17 protein-coding genes are annotated in these 22,098 nt (G+C 37.6%); 15 read left to right on the top strand and 2 right to left on the bottom strand.

Annotation, left to right across the window (positions count from 1 at the left end):
- The first annotated feature begins 218 nt into the window (after positions 1-218).
- Together NOS7524_RS09345 and NOS7524_RS09340 are read left to right on the top strand one after the other, a co-directional pair.
- Positions 219-428 (top strand): hypothetical protein, encoded by a 210-nt coding sequence (locus tag NOS7524_RS09345; RefSeq protein ID WP_015138237.1) that lies wholly within the window; start codon positions 219-221, stop codon positions 426-428.
- Positions 429-1,089: 661 nt separating this feature from the next.
- Entirely contained in the window at positions 1,090-1,911 is an 822-nt protein-coding gene (locus NOS7524_RS09340) for a glycosyltransferase family 2 protein (protein ID WP_015138236.1), read from the top strand.
- A 26-nt stretch (positions 1,912-1,937) separates the two neighbouring features.
- On the opposite strand, the gene NOS7524_RS09335 is transcribed toward NOS7524_RS09340, so the two are convergent.
- Positions 1,938-2,834 (bottom strand): class I SAM-dependent methyltransferase, encoded by an 897-nt coding sequence (locus NOS7524_RS09335; protein WP_015138235.1) that lies wholly within the window; start codon positions 2,832-2,834, stop codon positions 1,938-1,940.
- Positions 2,835-3,106: 272 nt separating this feature from the next.
- On the opposite strand from NOS7524_RS09335, the gene NOS7524_RS09330 reads away from it, so the two are divergent.
- The gene (locus tag NOS7524_RS09330; protein WP_015138234.1) at positions 3,107-3,925 is read left to right on the top strand and encodes a 2OG-Fe(II) oxygenase; all 819 of its coding nucleotides are present in this window, start codon (positions 3,107-3,109) and stop codon (positions 3,923-3,925) included.
- A 19-nt stretch (positions 3,926-3,944) separates the two neighbouring features.
- Here the strand turns inward: NOS7524_RS09330 and NOS7524_RS09325 are convergent, their stop codons facing one another.
- The gene (locus NOS7524_RS09325) at positions 3,945-6,116 is read right to left on the bottom strand and encodes a GumC family protein (protein WP_015138233.1); all 2,172 of its coding nucleotides are present in this window, start codon (positions 6,114-6,116) and stop codon (positions 3,945-3,947) included.
- Positions 6,117-7,458: 1,342 nt separating this feature from the next.
- Between NOS7524_RS09325 and NOS7524_RS09320 the strand changes: the two genes are divergently transcribed.
- The 12 genes from NOS7524_RS09320 (at position 7,459) to NOS7524_RS27775 (ending at position 22,011) form a co-directional block, all read left to right on the top strand.
- On the top strand, positions 7,459-8,808 hold the full coding sequence (locus tag NOS7524_RS09320) for a glycosyltransferase family 4 protein (RefSeq protein ID WP_015138232.1): 1,350 nt from the start codon (positions 7,459-7,461) through the stop codon (positions 8,806-8,808).
- A gap of 327 nt (positions 8,809-9,135) precedes the next feature.
- On the top strand, positions 9,136-9,564 hold the full coding sequence (locus tag NOS7524_RS09315; RefSeq protein ID WP_015138230.1) for a hypothetical protein: 429 nt from the start codon (positions 9,136-9,138) through the stop codon (positions 9,562-9,564).
- A gap of 179 nt (positions 9,565-9,743) precedes the next feature.
- A complete protein-coding gene (locus NOS7524_RS09310; protein WP_015138229.1) occupies positions 9,744-10,214 on the top strand; it encodes a DUF29 domain-containing protein in 471 nt (156 codons plus the stop codon).
- Between the two features lie 46 nt (positions 10,215-10,260).
- A complete protein-coding gene (locus NOS7524_RS09305; protein ID WP_083882592.1) occupies positions 10,261-10,995 on the top strand; it encodes a Uma2 family endonuclease in 735 nt (244 codons plus the stop codon).
- Positions 10,996-11,149: 154 nt separating this feature from the next.
- Entirely contained in the window at positions 11,150-11,929 is a 780-nt protein-coding gene (locus NOS7524_RS09300) for an ABC transporter permease (RefSeq protein ID WP_041555257.1), read from the top strand.
- A gap of 153 nt (positions 11,930-12,082) precedes the next feature.
- Positions 12,083-13,372 (top strand): ABC transporter ATP-binding protein, encoded by a 1,290-nt coding sequence (locus NOS7524_RS09295; protein WP_015138226.1) that lies wholly within the window; start codon positions 12,083-12,085, stop codon positions 13,370-13,372.
- A 43-nt stretch (positions 13,373-13,415) separates the two neighbouring features.
- Positions 13,416-14,687, top strand: coding sequence for a polysaccharide pyruvyl transferase family protein (locus NOS7524_RS09290; RefSeq protein ID WP_015138225.1), 1,272 nt, complete (start codon positions 13,416-13,418; stop codon positions 14,685-14,687).
- An 18-nt stretch (positions 14,688-14,705) separates the two neighbouring features.
- Positions 14,706-16,874, top strand: a complete 2,169-nt coding sequence (locus tag NOS7524_RS09285; protein ID WP_015138224.1) for a methyltransferase domain-containing protein — start codon at positions 14,706-14,708, stop codon at positions 16,872-16,874.
- Positions 16,875-16,882: 8 nt separating this feature from the next.
- The gene (locus tag NOS7524_RS09280) at positions 16,883-17,560 is read left to right on the top strand and encodes an acylneuraminate cytidylyltransferase family protein (RefSeq protein ID WP_015138223.1); all 678 of its coding nucleotides are present in this window, start codon (positions 16,883-16,885) and stop codon (positions 17,558-17,560) included.
- A gap of 19 nt (positions 17,561-17,579) precedes the next feature.
- Positions 17,580-19,826 carry an N-acetylneuraminate synthase family protein gene (locus NOS7524_RS09275; protein WP_015138222.1) on the top strand — a complete coding sequence of 749 codons (2,247 nt, stop codon included), beginning with the start codon at positions 17,580-17,582 and terminating at the stop codon, positions 19,824-19,826.
- Between the two features lie 5 nt (positions 19,827-19,831).
- The gene (locus NOS7524_RS09270) at positions 19,832-20,971 is read left to right on the top strand and encodes an alpha-2,8-polysialyltransferase family protein (RefSeq protein ID WP_015138221.1); all 1,140 of its coding nucleotides are present in this window, start codon (positions 19,832-19,834) and stop codon (positions 20,969-20,971) included.
- Positions 20,972-20,985: 14 nt separating this feature from the next.
- Positions 20,986-22,011: a glycosyltransferase family 2 protein gene (locus NOS7524_RS27775; protein ID WP_015138220.1), complete on the top strand. Its 1,026-nt coding sequence runs from the start codon at positions 20,986-20,988 to the stop codon at positions 22,009-22,011.
- Positions 22,012-22,098: the final 87 nt, after the last annotated feature.

Genomic DNA, 22,098 nt, shown 5'->3' with positions numbered 1-22,098 from the left:
GATTCCTAAAGGTAATATGCTAAATCGTTGTGCCAACAACAATATCGAGTGTTAAGCTAATTTACTATATGATTACGTAAACTTCACAAAAAATTCAGTTATTTTAAGTAATGTATTGTGGCATAACTGGGATAGATGTAAGATTAACCACGCACACAAAAATGTATTGCATCTGCTTTGATTAAAGCTTGAGATTTAGTTTCGGGAGGTAAGTATAAATGCCCTTGTTTTTTTTGATTCCTCTTGCTACTGGTTTGGCAACTGGTTATATATCTAAAAAATGCCATGACGAAACGGCTTACCTTGTGAGTTTATTTACGATTCTCAGTCTCATTCTAAGTTTGGTTTTAGCACCTTGGCCTATTCAACTTGTACTGTTAATTGTGGTATTAGCTAGCACTAATAGGTTTGTCAAGCAAAAAAATTAAGACAAATTTGAGAAAGACTACAATTATAGCGATCGCCACAAACAAAGTCTTTCTCAAGGATGAGTGTATGCTTTCAAAGCCAAGTGTAAATTCTGAGATGACTGTGACGCTGAGTCAGAAAAACCAGTGTTTTGGCTAGCGCACCCTCCAGACAAGAATCCCGTAAATCTATAGCAGGGGACAGGGGACAGGGGACAGGTGACAGGTTTAAAAGCCTTTGATGGTAATGGTTTTATGATTTCCTGATGTCCCAATCTCATTGGTTACAGCTATATTACTGGAATTCATGGTAAATATATATACTTAATTACCTAAACTGAGGGGGTGTTAGGCGATCGTAGCTGAATATATAATAATGATGTTAATTTCGTAAATTATTAATTTTTATTTCAGTATTTTGATTGATAATTGGGGATTTTTGGTCAATAACACTGTAAAAAATCTCCGGGATAATAGGATATCATGTCATACGTTTATGTATAACTATTTTTCTAGGTTTTGAAATTACAGTATAATATTATACTTAATTACTAATATAATTGTGAGTCTGTAAATATGTTAAGACCCTTAATCAACTGAATTGATCAATGAATCCCCAAACCCAAGCTTATGTATGCTATTCAAGAACAAGATTCAACGAAATCACATATCAAAATAGTTTATGCAAACACCTACTACAGATAATTCCGCTAATTCCGATCAAGTGATTGCATCCATGCTAGATCAAATTACTCCTGTAATTCTTACCTATAATGAAGCCCCCAATATTGGGCGTACCCTTGAGCATCTCTCTTGGGCTAAAAATATCATAGTTGTTGATAGCTATAGTACGGATACAACCCTGGGAATTCTAGACGATTATCCACAGGTTCAAGTATTCAAACGGACATTTGACACCCATGCTCAACAGTGGAATTACGGTTTAGAGCAAGTGCGATCGCCTTGGATACTTTCTCTAGATGCAGATTATATTGTCACTGATGAGCTAATTACTGAGATGTCAACTTTGCCAGTAGATGGCACAATTGACGGCTATTTTGTCAAATTTAAGTATTGTGTCCTGGGTAAACCTGTACGTAACACGAGAATACTTCCCCCCCGTCAAGTGCTATTTCGCAAAAGCAAAGCTATTTATATTGATGATGGACATACGCAAGTTTTACAGCTAACGGGTAAATCAACTTTACTCTCAGCTTATATATACCATGACGATCGCAAACCCTTTAGTCGCTGGTTATGGTCGCAAGAACGCTATACAGTGCTGGAATCCAAGAAAATACTAGAAACTCCGTTTAGTGAACTTGATTGGGTTGATCGTATCCGCAGACAAAAAATTTTGGCACCTTGGATGGTGTTCATCTATTGCTTGATTATCGAAGGCTGGATCTTCGACGGCTGGCGTGGTTGGTATTACGTATTCCAGCGTGTGTTAGCAGAAACAATTCTCGCCATTCGTTTAATTGAAGCCGACAAATTAAAGTGACAAAGCTGGCAACCCATGTTTTCGTATTAGGCTGTACGAGTGGCAACACACATCAAAGATAAAGCAGCCTCTGGAGATTTGGGATCTATACCTGATAATATCTGAGCTACACGGTACTTCCAAAATGGTCTACCGTAGTTCCCCTTTAATGCCTCTGCGCCTACTGTATGATTATGGGGATAAACCTGCACAGCAAAACCGTGGGGTTCTAGGACTTCGTAAAACATCTCTGGTGTTATACCATCATTTGCTTTATGATGTACCTCCGTTGCCAAACCCCAGCGTTGTTCCTCATTTGTAGAGTGTCCACCTCGTTGCAGACATTTGTAAATTGGCAGACGTAACTCCCACAACAGCAACCCCAAACCTTTTAACTGATAGGCACTTAGCTGTGGATCATGATCTGTAATTAATAGTCCCCCAGGACGAACTAACTTAGCTGCCTCCTGCAAAACTTTTGCCATATCATCGCAGTGATGTAAGCAAGCATTAAGCATCACAATATCTGCAAAACCAGAAACAAAAGGTAAATTTTGGGCATCTGCCAGGACTGCCTTGTATCCGAGTTGGCGAGCCATTTTTAAAGCGCCGAGTGAAACGTCTACACCAATTAACAACTCAGGTTCACCACAAGATTCTTTCAAAGAGGCATACAGGTTGCCAGGGCCACAGCCAATATCTACAACAACTTTGCCATCCCAATTACCAATAACAGCTTGCCACAGTTCTACAAAACGTTCATCTCTGTGACAAGCTCCAAAATAGTTCAGTCCCCATTGGGGATGTCCAAAGTAATAACTGTTGGCCTCAATTGCTGGAGTTGGATGTAAAATTTTGCAAACAACAATATCCTCATCCCATCTCTCAACTTGATCTAGTTGGGCAAAATACTGAAGTATACCTTGATGTTTTTGTGTTAACATATACTGTGTATTTAGGAGTAAATTTACTTATCTATATTGTTGTTATCATGAATATACCAAATTAACTTGACCATTGGATATGACACAATTTAAAAATCACACAAAATTTATGTACAACTCTGGTTGACAATTAAACATGAATGAATTTATCAAAAAAACACAAAAATAATTCAAATATTCATCAAGGAGAACATCCAAAGTTTACAAATATCCATGTCAGAAGTATCGGCTTTATAGGTTGTAGCTTAAGTTATTACGAAAATTAATTAAAAATGCTAAACACAAATTTACGTAATTATTACGCGGAGCAAATTTCCCATAGACTTGAACAATACAAGTCTTCTTTGAGAAATGATTTTTCTAGAGAAAATCGCATCCAAAGTTGTTATGTAGATGATTTGTTAAACGAAAGTGATGTTATGGAGATTTACAATGCTTTTCCTGATAAAGAAAAACTATTGCAATTGAAAGATATTCGAGAGCATAAATATGTGGGAATACAATTAAATAAATACAGTCCTATTTTGGAAGAAATTATTTATGCTTTTCAGGATACCAGAGTAGTTAATTTGATTGCAGATATCACTGGATTTGAAAAATTATTGCCAGATGAATATCTCTATGCTGCTGGTGTCAGTTTAATGGAATATGGCTGCTTTTTAAATCCTCATCTTGATAACTCCCATGATAAGGATATTAATAATTATCGGGTTTTGAATTTACTGTATTATGTAACGCCAGACTGGCAAGAAGACTATGGCGGCAATCTAGAATTGTGGGATCAAGGTTTAAAGCAGCCCTGTAGAACTATTCACAGTAAATTTAACCGCCTGGTGATTATGGTGACAAATAGAACTTCTTTGCACTCCGTTAGCCCTATTAAACATCACGGTCGTCGTTGCTGTGTATCCAACTATTACTTTTCACCAAAACCTGCTGCTACAGAAAAATATTATCACGTCACTTCCTTTAGAGGTCGCCCAGAACAAAAACTCAGAGATATAGTGTTACAAGGAGATGCTAGGTTAAGAAATATCATTCGTAAAATCTTCAAACATGGAATTAAAAAACCACATTTTTACAGAAAGTAAAGTCTCAGATTAATATTGATTAATAGTAACTGTTGACATTACTTTTCTGTCCATTTGCAACTACACCTAAAATATTAATAGGTGCTATTTTCAGATCAGCTAAAGTTCTCTCAAATACGGAACGCTCTGTTTTATCCATTCTCACTACCATCAAAATACCGTCTGTTTGGGGAGCTATTAGACTAGCATCAGCTAATCCAACTAAAGGAGGCGCATCATAAATAACTAAGTCAAAGGTATTATAGAAATCTGTCATCAGTCGCTTCATTTTTTCCGATGAGAGCAATTTTGTAGCATCAGGTGGAATAGGCCCAGCAGTAATTACAGATAATGTGTTCATAGCAGGTAGTTTTCTCACTACTTCTTCAACTGGCAAATTTGATGTAATTAAACTACTTAAACCCCACAAATTATTGAGATTTGACAACTCGTGAATTTTGGGTTGACGCAAATCTCCATCTACAAGTAATACTCGTTGCCCCATAGCAGTAGCTATTTGAGCTAGATAAAAAGCAATTGTAGATTTGCCATCACCTGGCATGGCGGAACTAATAGTAATAGATCGTATTTGACGATCAGTATTTAACAATTGAATATTTGTATAAAGTACCCGTAAAGCTTCGACAAATTGTGTGGAATAGTTACTATAGTCTTGCTCTGCTACAGTAGCTACCCCAGTAATCGTTTCAGGCAATGAATCTGACAATTTAATAATGGAGTTTTGCGGTTTGATGGTTTGCGATTTTCCCTTGTATAATTGCTCATCGAAAGGAATAGTTCCTAACAGGGGAAGTTTTACTTTATCTTTGAGGCTCCGGGCATTGTGGTAAGTAGGATCCAGTTTTTCCATGAGTAATGCCGCACCAATAGCCAAGAAGATACTCACAGCAAATCCTTGAATGACATCGCTGATGATACTGGAAGAAACGACAGGAGATGTTGGCAGTTCAGGTTCTTTAATCAACTGCCAACCCATTTCTGTTTGAGAATTTTGAATTTGCAAATTTTCGCGGGTAGATAAAAAACGATTGAGACTATCAGTTGCAATTTGTAATTTGCGCTGTAGTTCTGTATATCTTCTCGATAGAGTCGGTAATTGTTGGCGTTGTTGTTCCAAGCTTTGTTGACTTTTTTCTAAGGCTTTTTGGTTAACCTCTAAAGACTTAAGAGCAGACTCTGCTTCTGCTCGCTTGGTTCGTATATATCGATCCGATTCTTGCTGTATGATTGGTACTAGCTTTTCTCGCTTCTCTTTCAATGTGATGATATTAGGATTTTCGTCTTGTAAAAGCACTGATGTAGTGGCAATTTGAATATCTAATTGGCGCAATTCACTATTTAATGTTTGATACACAGGATAACTATCCAATACTGCTTTCTTTCCTTCGTCACTTTGTAAGAAAGCAACATTGGCACTAGCCTGCGCTAGTTGTAGTTCCAGTGCTTGCTTTTGTTGAGCTAAATTAGCAATCTGTCCAGCGATTTGATCTGCACGGGATTCTGGGCTATCAAAGTTATACTTTTGTTGAAAAATTTGCAATTCTCTCTGAATTTGCTCTACTCTATTTCTGAGAGATGGTAATTCTTTGTCAATAAATTGTATTCCTTGGCGTAGTCTAGTTTGACGTTGCTCTTGGCTATATTCTAAATATTCCTGAGCAATTTTGTCTAATACTGCTTTGGACTCCAGTGCATTTTTACTTCGATAACTAACTCTGAGAATCTTGGTTTCACCTATACGAACAATATTAAGGGATTTGATTATATATCTATAGTTAATATGTGGATAATCTTTGACAAGTTGACTAATGCTGTTGGAAATTAGTTCAGGACTCTTAAGGACTAAAATTTGGCTATCATAATCTAAAGTAGATTTATTCGCTGGATTACCTTCTTTAACAATATCAACTACTTTGGTGTCATCAGTAACAGGTTCAACCAGCATCTGAAAATTGCTTTCATATTCTGCTGGTTTGGGATTTAGGATCAAGTTAATAACTACGCCTACCATCACAGTTGTTGCAACCCCTACAATGACTACCACTCGGCGCTGCAACAGACCCAGAAATTCTTGATAATTCCATTCCTCACCTTGCTCCTCATTTCCAGGATTATTTTGCTGTGGAAAAAATGGAGTGATGGAGTTTCTATTATTTTCAGAATTTGAATGCTTATATGCTTGATTGTCCATATGATTGATGATGATTTTTTTCAGTATTCTATTAATTAATAAAACCAATACTATTCATCTGCTCTGCTGGTGTAAATCACAGCGAAATAAAAAGTATTTTATTATACACTTATTTGAACTGTAGGCACTACTGTTAGGATACGCCAAAAGTTATAAATTATACTTCATATAGAAATTCTAAATGATATGTGAAAGATTTTAAGTAATTTAGGGTGGGCTTTAGTGAACAAAACTTATAGATAGTGGACAAAGCCTTACCTAAGTATCTTTCACATATTAAATCGGATTCCTAGATTTGTCTGCCAATTCCATTTGAGATTGTAACCATTATATAGTATGGATAAAAAACATACTTTAATTTAAACTTAATACTTAAAACCTGTTTATAAAGTAAATCTTCATCAGGGTATCTTGCACTAAGCGACATCCATTTAATTTTTACGTGATAACTAATCTCTTATATAGGAATTCGCTTTGATTTCTAAAATTATCTGCGTAGTCAGGCAATAGGCACTCTTGCAATAGGCAATAGGAAAGGAGAGAGTAGGGGTATACTGAGTTTTTTATGCGCTAGCGCAGGCTACGCCAACAGAAATCAAATACGAGTCCTATATATTGTTATGGTTAATCATGATATGTATTGCCCACAATCTTACAATCACGTTACTAGCATTAACTTTTTTAAGTGTATTTATAGAGCATAAGATGGCAACATCTTTTAGATTATATATAGAAAAATATGTGTTAAATGTATAGTATCTTGATTTATAAAGATTTGGTTTAGGTATATTTTGTTAAATTAAATTTTTAATGAAGAATACTGTGCAAGATTGAAACATGGTATGCTTGGGTAGTCAAAAACGTATCTAAGCAAAAATGCGTATGATGTTAAATTTAAATAAAAGTATAACCAAAATCAAATTTAACAATGATATCCTCAGTAAATAATGACATTTATTTGTCATTACAAATACTTAATGATGTAAGTATTAAGCGAGGTCAAGGATGGTAGATACCCTGAGAGTTAAGTAGTTGAACAACAAAAAACTTTTCTCAAAGTCTGTAGTATAACTGAGGCTTATAACTCAGTGTTTCCCAATTAAAATATCTAAGTTTTTCTACTGGCTAGATATCTATAGTGTGTTGTGTTCCTATTGGTTTGAGTGTTCCATAAAGAAAAAAGTGCGAAGACTGAGTTTACTACAAATTATCTTGGTCAACAGCATCAAATATAAAGATTATCAGGCAAATGTAAAGTGGAACTTTATACTTGTATATTCATTAATGGCTTGGGTAGTTCGGTGGTGTCGTCAACAAACTTTACTAGGTCTAGGATACATCGATGAAGCTCAATGAATGGATTAATCAAAAGTTAACGCCATCCATTTCTATTCCGTCGGCGGATGAATATGAGCATTCTCTTAATGTTCAGCAATCAATTAAGTTATCTGTAATTACGCAATTTTTTCCGCCAGACTATGCTGCTACAGGTCAATTGATAGAGGAACTTGTAAAACAGTTAGAGCAGCAAGGAGTAAATATCGAGGTTTTTACCAGTCAGCCTGGATATGCGTTTAGCTCTAACACGGCTCCGTCTTTTGAACGTGTTGATGGAATTAAGATTCAACGATCGCGCACTGCTCAACTGTGGCCAGGTAGAATTCGTGGTAAGGCGGTAAATGGGGTTTTATATACCTTACGCGCTCTACTCTATCTGTTCAGAGCTTGGCGGCGTAACAATGTATTATTAATAACTACAGCTCCACCATTCTTGCCAGTTGTGGGTTATTTAGCCAACCTACTATTCAAATTGCCCTATGTCTGCATCATCTATGATCTCTACCCAGATATTGCGATCGCACTCGGTGTAGTATCTAAGCATAACTGGATAGCAAAGCTTTGGCAGGCAATTAATAAGCGAGTTTGGCTCAAGGCTAAAGGTATTGTAGTTTTGAGTCCTGGGATGAAACAGCGTGTTTTAGCGCACTGTCCCCAAGTAGCGCATAAAACCTCTGTGATTCATAGCTGGGCTAACCCTGAGTTAATCGTACCGATTGCCAAGCAGGAAAATTGGTTTGCTTGGAAGTATGACTTAGTGAATAAGTTCACTGTCCTGTACTCTGGGAATATGGGGCGTTGTCATGACATCGATACCTTATTAAAGGCTGCTATTGAACTGCAAGACGAGCCAATACAATTTGTATGTATTGGTGGGGGAGCCAAAAGAGAAGAATTAATTGCCCAAGTGAATCAATTAGGGCTAAATAATTTTACCTTTTTACCTTATCAAGACAAACAAGTTTTGCCTTATTCTCTGACAGCTTGCGATTTATCTTTGGTGAGTATTGACCCATCTAGTGAAAGTTTAGTTGTCCCTAGCAAGTTATACTCAGCTTTAGCAGCCGGGAGACCATTGGCGGTAGTCTGTTCACCCCACTCATACCTGAGACAACTAATTGCAGAAGCCGACTGTGGGGCAACATTTGATAATGGCGATGGTCATGGACTAGCGCAGTTTATCCGCTTGCTCAATCGTGACCAAGAACTAAAAGAGCGTATGGGTAAAGCCGGTCGTCAGTATCTGCGATCGCACTTTACACCTAAAGTCATCTCTCAACAATACCTGGATGTTTTGCATCAGGCTTTGTTTAATGATGAGATCACAAATATCTCTCCAATGAATAATAAGTAAGTTGATGAAATTCTGGTCATTACATGATTTTCATCTATGTTTCAAACAACTTCATGTATAGAAATTACCCATTCGTGGTATAAGTTATTAAGGAGAAATACAGGTAACAATCCAAACTTAGGAGATGAAAAATTACTTGTTCATCTTGTTACAAAATTTCTCAGAGTCTTGGCTTTAACAAGACTAATTAGCAAAGATAAAATTCAATACTTTCTCTAAATATTAGGGTGCTAGTTTTTAGGAGTTGGGCTTCGATGGTCTTATTGATCTCAGTCCCTCCAAACGTAACCTTCCTAGTTCAATGTTTATTTACATTAGGAGGTCGAATTGCAGAGAAGGTGTGACCGAAATCGGAAACGTTCAAAACGTAGAGCTATCTATTGTCCTATTCATGGCGGTTACATGGATAGCGTCAGTCAGAAATATAGAATGTTTGCTGACCAACCGAGTCAGTTACAACAACGGGGCTTAAGTCGCCGGGCTGCGTCGTTGTTAATAGCCAATAAAACGGCAGTTCCCGTAGAGGGAGAATGGTTAGAGGCTTTTTGGTGTGAAGAGTGCCAGCAAAAAAACTGGTATCATGTCAGGCAGTGTAGCGATCGCACCTATGAGATTTCTTTAGCACCCAGAGAGTTATGGCAGCAGGTGACAGGGGTGATTGATCCTCATGGTAATCCTTCAGTGGGGGAGTTTACGCGCAAGAACGCTAAACAGGTGAGCTTACATACCCTCAATGCTTTTCACTGCGTAGGTTAAAGCTTGACATTTTAATGAAATACAAGCAAACAGCAATGTTTATGGCTGTTGATATAATTAGTAATAGACATCTGGGAAAATGAAGGTAGAGACGTTCTATAGAACGTCTCTATAAGGGTTTCAAACTACGCACATTTAATTACCGGAGATGTCTAATAGTTAAGAGTAGTGTAGGTTTTATGTCTCAGTCATCTCTCTACGAAACAGATTTTTTAGCTTGGATAAATCAGCAACAGTTAGCCCTAACTAACCGAGATTTAACAGCTTTAGACTGGGAAAATCTGGTGGAAGAGTTAGATGCTATGGGCATTAGAGAAAAAAATGAGTTAAAAAACCGCTTAGTAGTTTTATTAGCTCATTTACTTAAGTGGCAATATCAGCCTACAAAACGTTCTATCAGTTGGTTTACCACTATTGCTAACCAAAGAGATGATTTACAGGATTTGTTAGCAGAAAAACCGAGTTTACAGCAGTATATTCCTGATATTTTACCTAAAGCTTATCGGAATGCACGCAGGGAAGCATCGGCAGAAACAGGATTAGTTTTGGCTACTTTTTTAGAAGCTTGTCCTTATAGCATTGAAGAAATATTAAATCCCGAATTTTTGTGTAACACTACAGACGATTTTGAAAAAGCAATGAATAAATAATAAAATGCAAATGTGATTTAAGATCATTATGGTAATCAAGACGAGTATGTACCAAACTGATCCACCTCTTCCCCCCAGTGAAGTCCTACCGACAATGTACGATCTTCCCAGCGAAGATCCAGAGGAGCCTGGTTTGCCCGACGAATTTCACGACTTCCAACCCCAACTTTTGCGGGAAACCTGTCAATCACCAACTTACCCGACTGGGGAAATGTTCATTGGTACAGACTTAAATTTGTATTACGATGCTCGTAAGCGGTTATGGCATAAAAGACCAGATTGGTTTTTGGTATTAGGTGTATCTCGCGCTCAACAACAACAAGAAATGCGTCTGAGCTATGTTGTTTGGCAAGAAGCAGTTGCACCATTTTTAGTAGTAGAATTACTTTCACTAGGTACGGAAGCAGAAGATTTGGGGCAAACATTAAGGGACGCTAATAAACCCCCGACAAAATGGCAAGTGTATGAACAGAATTTACGCATTCCTTATTACGTTGTGTTTGACCGTTACCAAAATTTGTTGCGAGTGTTTGAATTAACAGGCACGCGATATCAAGCAGTAGAACTTGTAGAACCGAAATTCTGGTTTGAGGAATTACAGTTAGGTTTGGGGGTTTGGCAGGGGTGCTATCAACAAACAGAAGGTTTATGGCTGCGTTGGTATGATGTTGCAGGTAACTGGATTCCCACTTTAGAGGAACGAGCCGAACAAGAAAGGCAACGGGCTGAACGATTGGCGCAAAGATTGCGATCGCTCGGTTTAGACCCAGATATTTTATAGAAAATAATAATTGTTAAAAATAGTAGAATTGCAGTATATAAAAACTTAAGTAAAATAAGGTATTTTTAATGTGAGGAAATCCAGCAGGTTTTCTAATAGAATCATTTATACATCAGAGAGTCGGATTCGCCACCCATGGCAATTATTTCAAGAGATGGGGCGCGATTTATTGGCATCAAGGCAGCTAGCATGGCGGTTGTTGGTGAGAGATATTCGCGCTCAATATCGTCAGTCAATGTTTGGGGTATTATGGGCATTTCTCCCACCAATTATTACAGCGATGGGATTGCTCGTAGCTAAAAATGCTGGGGCGGTAAATATTGGCAATACAGATATTCCCTATCCGGCTTATGTCATGTTTAGCATGGCACTATGGCAGACTTTTGTGGAATCATTGAGTGGGCCAATTGCAGCCGTGAATGCAGCAAAACCAATGCTGGCAAAAATTAATTTCCCTAGAGAAGCAATCATATTAGCAAAGATAGGGGAAGTATTTTTTAATTTTGGCATTAAGTTAATTTTGATTTTGGGTTTGTTTATTTGGTTCCAGATTCCTGTGACTTGGAGTGTATTTTTAGCACCAGTAGCTTTGATTCACTTAGTCATATTAGGTACGAGTATTGGATTATTGCTTGCTCCTATTGGGGCTTTATATGGAGATGTGGCTAAAGCAATACCGTTAATTGTCTCGCCCTGGTTGTTGTTAACTCCTGTGATTTACCCAGTTCCCAAGCAGGGATTGTTTGCCACCATTGTAAATTTAAATCCGGTGACACCTTTGTTAGTAACCACCAGGGATTTAGCAACACAAGGATTTGTTTCTGATCCCATTGGGTTTTGGGTAGTTAGTGCTACCGCTTTTGGGCTATTAATAATAGCTTGGATTTTATATCGCTTGGCAATTCCGTTTATTGTAGAGCGCATGAGTGCGTAAACTATTCACAGGACTTTCGTCATTGCGATCGTAGAGTTCGCGGAGCGTTCCCGCAGGGTAGCAATCTTAAAGCCTTTATCTTTGTGGCGAGTGAGTAAGTCCTAGTTTACTTACTCCTGTATTTATAGTTAATCTTCATATTTATTAATAGCTATGACTTTGCTGAAATCTCATCAAGACACCTTTGAACCACCACAAGATGATGAAGTGGTTTTGTCAGTTAAGAATGTCTCCAAACGGTTTTGTCGAGATTTGAAGAAGTCGCTCTTTTATGGGATACAAGATATAGCTAGTGAGGTATTGGGATTAAGCAGAAATGGTGATGCACTGCGGAAGAGTGAGTTTTGGGCATTGAAGGATGTCAGCCTAGAATTGCGTCGTGGGGAAGCATTAGGATTAGTTGGGGCGAATGGTGCTGGTAAAACTACACTTTTAAGGGTTATTAGCGGACTAATTAAACCGGATGCAGGAACGGTAGAAGTTAAGGGTAGAGTCGCGCCGTTGATTGCTTTGGGAGCAGGATTTAACCCCGTTTTGACAGGACGAGAGAATGTTTACGTCAATATGTCAATTTTGGGGCTTTCTAACGAGGAGATTGATGAGCGATTTGATCAGGTTGTAGAGTTTGCAGAGATTGGTGAGGCTATTGATGCGCCAGTACAGAGCTATAGTTCTGGGATGGCTGCTAGGTTAGGTTTTGCCTGTGCAATTCATACAGAGCCAGATATTTTATTGATTGATGAAGTGTTGTCTGTTGGTGATATAAGATTTAGGCAAAAGTGTCATAAAAAGATTTATGAACTACGAAAAAAAGAAGTTTCATTTATCTTAGTTAGCCATAGCACTCAAACAATCATGGGTATCTCTGAAAGTATAGTCTATCTATCAAAAGGTAGCGTCAAAGCTATAGGAAGTTCATTTGCAGTATTCCAACAGTATCAACAGGATATTTTTCAGCAAGATATAAGTTCAAATTTGGGTATATTAGAATTAGCTAATAATGATCAGAGAGAAAAATTAGACTTTGCTATACAGGCTATCTTTTTTAGAAACTCTGAAGGTGTAGTAGTTAAAGCACCAGTTTGTTCTGAATCAATATTCTTGTGTATTAAGTATATATCTAAGTTAAACTTCGACAATATTAATATTGTCATCGTTATTGAAGAGATTGGTGGTGGTGAAGGAGAACCAATATTATTTTTAGATAGTTTTCAAGACAGGAAGCATATCAAAGTTTTTAGAGGCTTAAACGAAACTCGAATATTATTTCCTATCTTCGGATTAAGACCTGGAATGTATCAATCAAAAATTTTTGTTAGAAAAAATCCTCTTTACACTTTAGATTATACTGAGTCATTTCAGTTTTTTGTTGAATCTGGTTCAACAATTATCCACAGATGTGCTTTTTATCAACCTAGAGTTTGGGATGCGAGCATCGAATAGGACATTTCAAAGCATCTTTTTAGAATTAACTGGATGTATAACAATGAATAAGACTAAAGTTTTTTTGGCAGGTGACACTGCAAACAGGTTGAACTGGGGATGTCGTGCTACAACATTGGCACTCAAATCCATGATTATGGATACTTCCGACATTTCATATAGTCTTGACTTCTCTAAATTAGCCAAGTCTCTAAATACAATAAATACAACAAATAATCATTCATTCTCAAGAAGAGTTTTGAATAAAATCAGTAATAAAGTTTACAATTTTACAGGGATAACTGTTGAAAAAAGACAGAAATTAAATATTCATCCAACAAATATTGAAGAATTTGATTTTTTTGCTGATCAATTCCAGAAACGTGCTTTTCTACCTTCAATTTATGATCAAATTGATAACTCTGACGTAGTCGTGATAAATGGTGAAGGGGGATTCCTAAAAAGTGAAAAAACTTTTCCAGCATTGATGAGTTTGTTTATAGGTTATGTTGCAAAAAGATGCTTAAAAAAGCCATGTATTATTATTAATCATACCGCAGATATAAGGCATCCAGAAATCAAAGCAATTGCTCAATATGTCTATCCACTGTTTGATGACGTGGCTGTTCGTGAACCATTTTCCTTTAGAGCTATTAAGGATCTGCGTAAGAACAAGCCCGTTATTCTAGCAGCTGATGCAGTCTTTAAGTATAAACCTATAACTAACAATAGCTGGGCTGAAGTCGTTTCCAGACCTCATTATTTTAGTTTTTATCCTTTCAGTGTGCAAAACCTTGATGTTAGCAAACCTTATATATGTTTAGGTGGTAGTGCTGCATTGCACCCTATGCGAAGAAAAGATCATAAACCATTTCCTGCTTTTCTTAAGCTATGCAAGGCATTGAATGATATTTACCCTGTTGTTTTAGTTGCAGCTTGTGCTGGTGACGAGGATTTTATGCGAGAAGTTTCTAAAGAATTAAATCTTCCTGTTCTTGGAACTTCAATGCCAACATATCAAGCTGTTGATGTTTTAGGTAATGCAGCACTATATGTTGGTGGACGGTGGCATTCATGTATTAAAGCCCTTACTGGTGGAACTCCGATAGTTGTCTTCTCATCGAATACCAACTACAAATCAGAAGGTATAGTGGAGTTAATGAAATTAGATCATAATCCTTTTGATTCTTATCATATAGGTGAGTTTGTTGAGGATATAGTTGAACAGTCTGAAGATTATTTAAAACAAGGTTCATCATTACGCGAAAGACTATTGAGACGCGTTCAAGAGCTATCAGATTCAGCAGACAAAAACGTAAGGTTTCTTTGGACATAGACGTAATATATATTGATAATGATGAAATTGAAACATAGTTGCCCTTTATGTGGTTCAAAGAATTATAACCACCTTTATGATATAGATGAACATAAAAAGGAGGTAATCACTTATATTTGCAATAATTGTGGGTTTATTTTCCTATCACCAAGACCATCTATCCAAGAAAGAGGAGTCTTTTATCAGAAAACCTCTGTCTTAAAAAGTGAGTGTAGTATTTTAATTTCTGACGATAAAAATTTTTTTCAATTTGAAAGTATAGCTAGAACAAGGCTAAATATATTAGCAGATAATTTAGAGAAATATCTTTGGTCAAATAACCATCAAAAATCTGTTTTAGAGGTAGGTTGTGGAACTGGCAGTTTCCTTCGTCTGATGAGAGGCTGTGGATGGAATGTACTAGGGCTAGAGCCAGATATCACCTACGCTAAAGCTGCTGAGGAAAGGTATAACATTGAGATTAAGGGTGAGTTTATTCAAGAACTAAGTACCGATCAAAAATTTGACTTAATTGCGACGTTTCATGTCATTGAACACGTTGACGATCCTAATATCTTTTTAGCTGCCATTCATAGCTGCTTAGTAGATGATGGTTATCTCTTTTTGGAATGCCCAAGTATTGATAAGTGGTATGGAGATAGTATCGATTTCTTCTTGCAGGATGTTCATATTAATACTTTTTCCCAAAAGACTCTGTTTGCTTTTTTAGCAAAGGCTGGGTTTAAAACAATCGCTAACGGCTGGAATGGTAATGGACTATGGGTTATAGCTAAAAAAGATAAAACGGCTAACCTTCCAGTTGTTTGGGATGATCCTGAGCGAATTAAACACATTGTTAGAGAAGCATATAGGAACAGTAGAAATCAAAACCTCTTAGCAAAAAGATTTATTTCTCGCGTTCAGCGCGGACTTACTCTAATAAAGGAAGACCCTCTCCAATTTCCTTATAAAGTTTTGGCAAAAGTTCAGAAACGCTTTGGAGTTCCAGCCAATACAAGAATATCTTCCACTAAAAACCAAATTATTGATATTAGAGAACTCAACGCTAATGATATAGGTATTACTCCAGTTATTACTACCAACACAAAAGATACTGTATTGAAAATAGCCCATCTTGGAGTACATGGAAATATTAGTAATGGAGGTGATACCTTACTATTTCCGGCAGTCAGGTATCTGTTTCAAACCAATCTTGCACCAACTAATTTCACGCTGTTTCAGGTTAGAGACAAAGTTACTCAAGAAACGATTGATGCAATTAATCAACATGATGCTCTTGTCATTGGAGGAGGTGGATTATTTCTTGCAGACACTAACCCTAATAACCTGTCAGGTTGGCAATGGCCATGTCCAATTGAACTACTAGAACAAATCAAAATACCTATTATAGTCTTTTCTGTTGGTTACAACAAATTCAGAGGACAGCAGGAGTTTGCCGATGTTTTTCACCGGAGTGTATGTAAACTTGTAGAGAAAAGCGCATTCTTTGGTTTGAGAAACTATGGTAGTATCCAACAGCTTAAAAATTACCTCCCTGAAGAATTGCATGAACGATTAGTATTTCAACCTTGTCCAACTACCGTTTTGTCAAAGTTTTATGCGGGTATTCCTCAGATTTCCAATAATGACAATGATCAACGTGTGATCACTATAAACATTGCTCTTGATCGTCATCATCTTCGTTTTGGACATAAGGAAGATGAGATTTTATGGAATATAGCAGAAGTATTACTTTCTTTTCAGCAAGATGGTTGGCAGATTAGGCTTCTAAATCACTGTCCTGTAGATACTGAAACAAGTTTTTGGTTTAGAGCTAAATCATTATACTCAGAAGAGAGAAACCTGCATTATCTACCTCCACAAGCATCAATTGATGCCTACTCAGATGTCTCTCTAGCCATCGGTATGCGTGGTCATGCACAGATGATTCCGTTTGGATTAGGCTGCCCGATATTAAGCCTCATTAGCCATGATAAATTAGGTTTTTTCTTAGAAGATATTGAACACCCTGAATGGGGAATAGAAGTCAAAAGTAGCAATTTCAGGGATGAACTAACAGATAAAATTTCTTCTATATTAGGTAATCGGCAAGCAACTATTTATCAGCTTGAGAAAGCGCAAGACAGATTATGGAATGTTACGTGTGATAATCTCACACACATCCGAAAAATTATTCAAGCTAGTTAGGGTTTCAAATGACAGTAATAACAATTATCCCAGCTAGAGGAGGTTCTAAAGGAGTTCCTGGTAAAAACATTCGTGTGATTAAGGACAAACCTCTGATTGCTTATTCCATACAGGATGCTCAAGAAGCAAATTTAGTAGACAAAGTGTATGTATCCACTGATGACCCAGAAATTACATCTGTATCACGTAACTATGGGGCGGAAGTAATTGAACGTCCAATAGAACTTGCTACAGATACAGCCTCATCTGAATCTGCTCTCATCCATGCTTTAACTGAAATTGAAAAAATAAGTGTTAACCCTGAACTGGTAGTATTTTTACAATGTACATCTCCCTTACGTACTGGCTCTGATATTGATCGCGCTATCGAGCAGTTACGTTCAGAAAATGCAGATTCCTTACTCTCCGTCTCACCTACCCATCGCTTTCTTTGGCATCAAGTCAATGGCGTTGCTCAGTCCATTAACTATGACTATCGCCAACGTCCTCGCCGCCAAGATATGAATCCCCAATATATGGAAAATGGTTCAATTTATATCTTTAAACCTTGGGTATTAAAAGAGTTAAATAACAGATTGGGTGGCAAAATATCTTTGTTTGTGATGAATGAAAAACAAAGCCACGAAATAGATTCTTTAGATGATTTTGAATATGTGGAATTTTTGCTTAGTAAACAGTCAGAGTAGAATTTAAACAACATAACAGATGATTATAGATAAGAACTTATCCAAATATATCGTCTTTGCTGAAGACGATATCATAAACGCACTGAAAAAAATCAGCGATAACAAAAATCGCATTATCTTTTCAGTCACTGAAGCAGGTGTTTTAGAAGGTGTCCTAACTGATGGAGACTTTCGCCGTTGGTTAGTGCAGCAAGACACCATTAATTTAAATCAACCAGTCTCGAAAATTTCTAACAAAAACTATAAATATGTAGATTATACAGAAGACCCGGCAAAGATTAAATCTTACTTTTCTAACGAAATTGAATTTATTCCGCTTCTAGATAAAAACCGCCATTTAGTAGCAGTTGCTTGTCGTAAATCCGATGGTATCCGCATTGGCAACTTTATCATTGATGCTAAATCCCCTACCTTTGTAATTGCGGAAATTGGTAATAACCACAACGGTAGTTTGGAACTGGCAAAGCAGTTAATTGATGAAGCTATAGCCGCAGGGGCTGACTGTGCCAAGTTCCAAATGCGGGATCTTAAATCTCTCTACCGCAATGCGGGTAATGCTAATGATGCGAGTGAGGATTTAGGTTCACAATACACACTAGATTTACTATCTCGCTTTCAACTCACTCCCGAAGAACTGTTTGCAGCCTTTGAATATTGCCGTTCTCAGGGGATTTTACCTTTGTGTACTCCTTGGGATTTAGAAAGTCTGGCTTTGTTAGAAGAGTACGGGATGCAAGCGTATAAGGTAGCATCTGCTGATTTAACTAACCATGACTTGTTAACAGCCTTGGCGAAAACAGGTAAGCCATTGCTATGTTCTACAGGGATGGCGACAGAACAAGAGATATCGGAAGCTGTTACCTTACTAAAGCGTTTAGGCGCAATGTATGTGTTACTACACTGCAACTCAACTTATCCAGCCCCCTTCAAGGATGTTAACCTCAACTACCTAGAACGATTAAAGGAAATTGGCGATTGTCCCGTTGGTTATTCTGGTCATGAGAGGGGAATTCATGTAGCGATCGCCGCCGTAGCTAAGGGTGCTAAAGTGATTGAAAAACACTTCACCTTAGACAAAACAATGGAAGGCAACGATCACAAAGTGAGCCTTTTACCAGATGAGTTTCGCCTAATGGTGGAGGGTATTCGCCAAGTTGAGCAGTCCCTTGGGGGAAATGGTGAACGCAAAATCAGCCAAGGAGAACTGATAAACCGGGAAACATTAGCCAAAAGCTTAGTGATTAACTGCGATTTGACAGCAGGGGAAATCATCACTGAAGCCATGATTGCAGTGAAAAGCCCAGGTAAAGGTTTACAGCCTAATCGCAAAGCGGAACTGATTGGAAAACGGGCAAAACGCAGCTTGAAAGCTGGTGATTTCTTCTATCCTAGTGATTTAGAACACACAGTAGTAGAAGCCCGTCAATATAAATTCAACCGTCCTTGGGGTCTACCTGTTCGCTACCATGATTATCAGACTCTCATCGCCAAAACAAATCCTGATCTGTTAGAGTTTCACCTCAGTTACAAAGATTTAGAACAGGATATTCATCAGTTTTTTGATCAACCTTGGGATTTAGATTTAGTAGTTCATGCACCAGAATTATTTGCTGGTGATCATTTGCTCGATCTGTGTTCGCCAAATGAAGCTTATCGCCAGCGTTCAATTGCCGAACTGCAACGAGTAATTGAGATTACCCGACAACTCAAACCTTACTTTAAGCGGGCTGTGCGTCCCTGTATCGTAACTAACGTCGGTGGGTTTACACTAGATGGGGTGATGGAGCGATCGCAACGAGAGCAGCTTTATGAGTTATTAAGTGATAGCCTTTCCCAGCTTGATGCTACAGGTGTTGAAGTCATTCCTCAAACCATGCCGCCATTCCCTTGGCACTTTGGCGGTCAGCGATATCATAACCTATTTGTTGCTCCCCAAGACACCGCCGAGTTTTGCCGCCAACATGGGTATCGAGTTTGCTTAGACGTATCACACTCCAAACTCGCGTGTAATCACCATAAATGGTCATTTAAAGAGTTTATTCAGCAAGTCGGGCCTTACGTAGCACATTTACACATTGCCGATTCCGAGGGTTTGGACGGTGAAGGTTTACAGATTGGTGAAGGCGAAATTGATTTTCCAGCTTTAGCAGAAGACTTAAATAAGACTGCGCCAAATGCGTCTTTTATCCCTGAAATTTGGCAGGGTCATAAAAACGAAGGTGAGGGTTTTTGGATGGCTTTTGAAAAATTGGAAAATTGGTTTTAGCTCCAATGAAAACTAGATTTGCATTCGTTAATGGCATCTGGCAGCTATGTATGGTCGTTGCAGCCTTTGAGCAAGAAAGGCTGCATCATCCTCACACCATATATAAAGACTATTTGGTAGTGTATTCACTTGCCAGTGCCAACACTGAACTCATGGATTTTGTTGAGAAAAACAGTTATAAATTTTGGAATTGGCAAGGTGTAATTCAAGTCAAGTGGGTGACATCAGAATGGGATAGAAACCTGAACAAAGAACAAAATTCTGCTGTTCAAGAAATAGTAAAGCACTTTGATCTAGATAGTCCAGATGCAGTTGAGGAGATATGGCTATGTAAAATCCAATTCCGTGATGAACGCTTTTTTGCAGACATATTTTCTCAGGCAAAAATAGTGATGTATGAAGATGGGCTACATACATACCTAGCCAATAATTACTTAATTAGTTTACCCCAGGTAAATTGGATTCACCCTAGAGAAGCCCTAGCCAGATACAAGAAATTTGTCAGAGAAGTTATTTCTCACGAAGTTGATTGGTACCATAAAGGAATTAAGCGATCGCATCTCAGACGCATTGTTAAATTTTACTCAGTTCTTGGTACACAAATTCCTATTCCAGCAGTATTCCGCAACATTCGCGTAGAATATGTCAACAAAAATATATTACAAAAATTATTTGCTGAACTAAATCACCGCTTTGACTGCCAACTCTATCCAGAAGTAACCCATCATCACACCAAGACAGCTTTACTAATTGGTTCAAATTTCTGCCATCTTGATTACTTTCCACGAGAAAGCGAAGTTGCAGTTTTTGCTCATGTTATCCAAAAGCTAACAGCACAAGGCTATAAAATTTTTTGGAAAGAACATCCCCGTAACCAAATTCCTCTTTTTGAAGAATTCAAACAAATCATTACATTAGACAATTTTGTTTACCTCGAAGGTGAACAAAAGATACCTATAGAAGTGATAGTCTCACAAAATAAAATAGACCTTTGTGTTTCAACTGTCAGTAGCTCTTTATTTTACTTGAATTATATTTATGGCATCAAAACCTTAACGTGTGCGAGGCAGTTGTTGCAATATCTTCAAGGTGATTTTCGTAATCTTGTAGAATTGACCCTTCAAAACATTGAAGAGGTATGTTAGATGATAGGAGTAGTATGAGCGATTACCCTTTGATTTCCGTTATACTTCCCTTCTATAATACGGAGCAGTATTTAGAAACTGCAATTCAAAGCATTCTGAATCAAACTTATAAAAATTTTGAATTACTACTCCTAGATGATGGTTCGAGTGATCAGAGTCTAGCGATCGCTCAAAAATATGCCCAAATCGACCCACGAGTTAAGGTACATCATCACCCTAACATGGGTTTATGCAGAACTCTACAAAAGGGAGTCAGTCTTGCCAGTGGCAAGTATATAGCCAGAATGGATGGAGATGACATAGCAGATTCTCAACGCTTTGAGTTGCAGGTTAATTATCTAGAGCAAAATCCTGATTGCGTCGCCTTGGGAACAGCATTAACAGTGATTGACCCAGACGGAGATGTAATATATCAACCAGAAATTACTCAAGAGCATGAGCAACTTGTAAAAGAACTGCTGCAATGGCAAGGCTCGCGCATCTGCCACCCCACAGTGATGATGCGAACAGAATTAGTTCGGTTAGTAGGAGGGTACACCCAAGAATATCACTTTGAAGATGTAGATTTATTTCTCAAGCTAGCAAAACACGGTAAACTAGCAAATTTACCTGAGCGTATGCTGTGGTATCGATGGCATATTGGCAGTATTTCTCACACACGGAATCAGGTAAGAGTTAATGAAATTAAGCAAACAATATATAATCGAGCAATTGCCAATCTACAACTTTCATTAGACAGCGAGATCAAACCTTTTCTATCACAGAATGTAGATTCTGTACAAGTTCCAAACAAGTCAGCAAATGATCCAGAATACGAAGCTTATTGTAGATGGTGTGTAATTGCACGAGAATCCGGGTTTTATCATTCCAGCTTCAAGTATATAGTCAGGATTTTCAAAAGCAACCCTTTAGCAACTAAAACATACTGGGTGCTAATTAATTTCATCATTGGTGAGCAATATGGTTCTGCCTTATGGAAACTATTACTTTCTATAAAGCAAACTTTGTTTAATAAGGAATCCAGTCTTTTAAATTCATAGAATAACCAATAAAACTAATGGTTAGAAATTTATAAATACTCATTGAGTTTCAAAAATCATCAGTTGATCAAATAGCAATATTAAGTA

Origin of the sequence: Nostoc sp. PCC 7524 (genome assembly GCF_000316645.1) — a bacterium.
In the GTDB taxonomy this organism is placed as follows: Bacteria; Cyanobacteriota; Cyanobacteriia; order Cyanobacteriales; family Nostocaceae; genus Trichormus.
The sequence above is the reverse complement of the archived record's forward strand: the minus strand, read 5'-3'. Positions and strand labels throughout refer to the sequence as shown.

What these genes read in the sequence shown, in the direction of transcription:
- NOS7524_RS09300 (WP_041555257.1), top strand. Translation starts at nt 11,150, where the DNA reads ATGGGGCGCGATTTATTGGCATCAAGGCAGCTAGCATGGCGGTTGTTG.
- NOS7524_RS09295 (WP_015138226.1), top strand. Translation starts at nt 12,083, where the DNA reads ATGACTTTGCTGAAATCTCATCAAGACACCTTTGAACCACCACAAGAT.
- NOS7524_RS09285 (WP_015138224.1), top strand. Translation starts at nt 14,706, where the DNA reads ATGATGAAATTGAAACATAGTTGCCCTTTATGTGGTTCAAAGAATTAT.
- NOS7524_RS09345 (WP_015138237.1), top strand. Translation starts at nt 219, where the DNA reads ATGCCCTTGTTTTTTTTGATTCCTCTTGCTACTGGTTTGGCAACTGGT.
- NOS7524_RS09305 (WP_083882592.1), top strand. Translation starts at nt 10,261, where the DNA reads ATGTACCAAACTGATCCACCTCTTCCCCCCAGTGAAGTCCTACCGACA.
- NOS7524_RS09310 (WP_015138229.1), top strand. Translation starts at nt 9,744, where the DNA reads ATGTCTCAGTCATCTCTCTACGAAACAGATTTTTTAGCTTGGATAAAT.
- NOS7524_RS09340 (WP_015138236.1), top strand. Translation starts at nt 1,090, where the DNA reads ATGCAAACACCTACTACAGATAATTCCGCTAATTCCGATCAAGTGATT.
- NOS7524_RS09270 (WP_015138221.1), top strand. Translation starts at nt 19,832, where the DNA reads ATGAAAACTAGATTTGCATTCGTTAATGGCATCTGGCAGCTATGTATG.
- NOS7524_RS09325 (WP_015138233.1), bottom strand. Translation starts at nt 6,116, where the DNA reads ATGGACAATCAAGCATATAAGCATTCAAATTCTGAAAATAATAGAAAC.
- NOS7524_RS09280 (WP_015138223.1), top strand. Translation starts at nt 16,883, where the DNA reads ATGACAGTAATAACAATTATCCCAGCTAGAGGAGGTTCTAAAGGAGTT.
- NOS7524_RS27775 (WP_015138220.1), top strand. Translation starts at nt 20,986, where the DNA reads ATGAGCGATTACCCTTTGATTTCCGTTATACTTCCCTTCTATAATACG.
- NOS7524_RS09330 (WP_015138234.1), top strand. Translation starts at nt 3,107, where the DNA reads ATGCTAAACACAAATTTACGTAATTATTACGCGGAGCAAATTTCCCAT.
- NOS7524_RS09335 (WP_015138235.1), bottom strand. Translation starts at nt 2,834, where the DNA reads ATGTTAACACAAAAACATCAAGGTATACTTCAGTATTTTGCCCAACTA.
- NOS7524_RS09290 (WP_015138225.1), top strand. Translation starts at nt 13,416, where the DNA reads ATGAATAAGACTAAAGTTTTTTTGGCAGGTGACACTGCAAACAGGTTG.
- NOS7524_RS09275 (WP_015138222.1), top strand. Translation starts at nt 17,580, where the DNA reads ATGATTATAGATAAGAACTTATCCAAATATATCGTCTTTGCTGAAGAC.
- NOS7524_RS09320 (WP_015138232.1), top strand. Translation starts at nt 7,459, where the DNA reads ATGAAGCTCAATGAATGGATTAATCAAAAGTTAACGCCATCCATTTCT.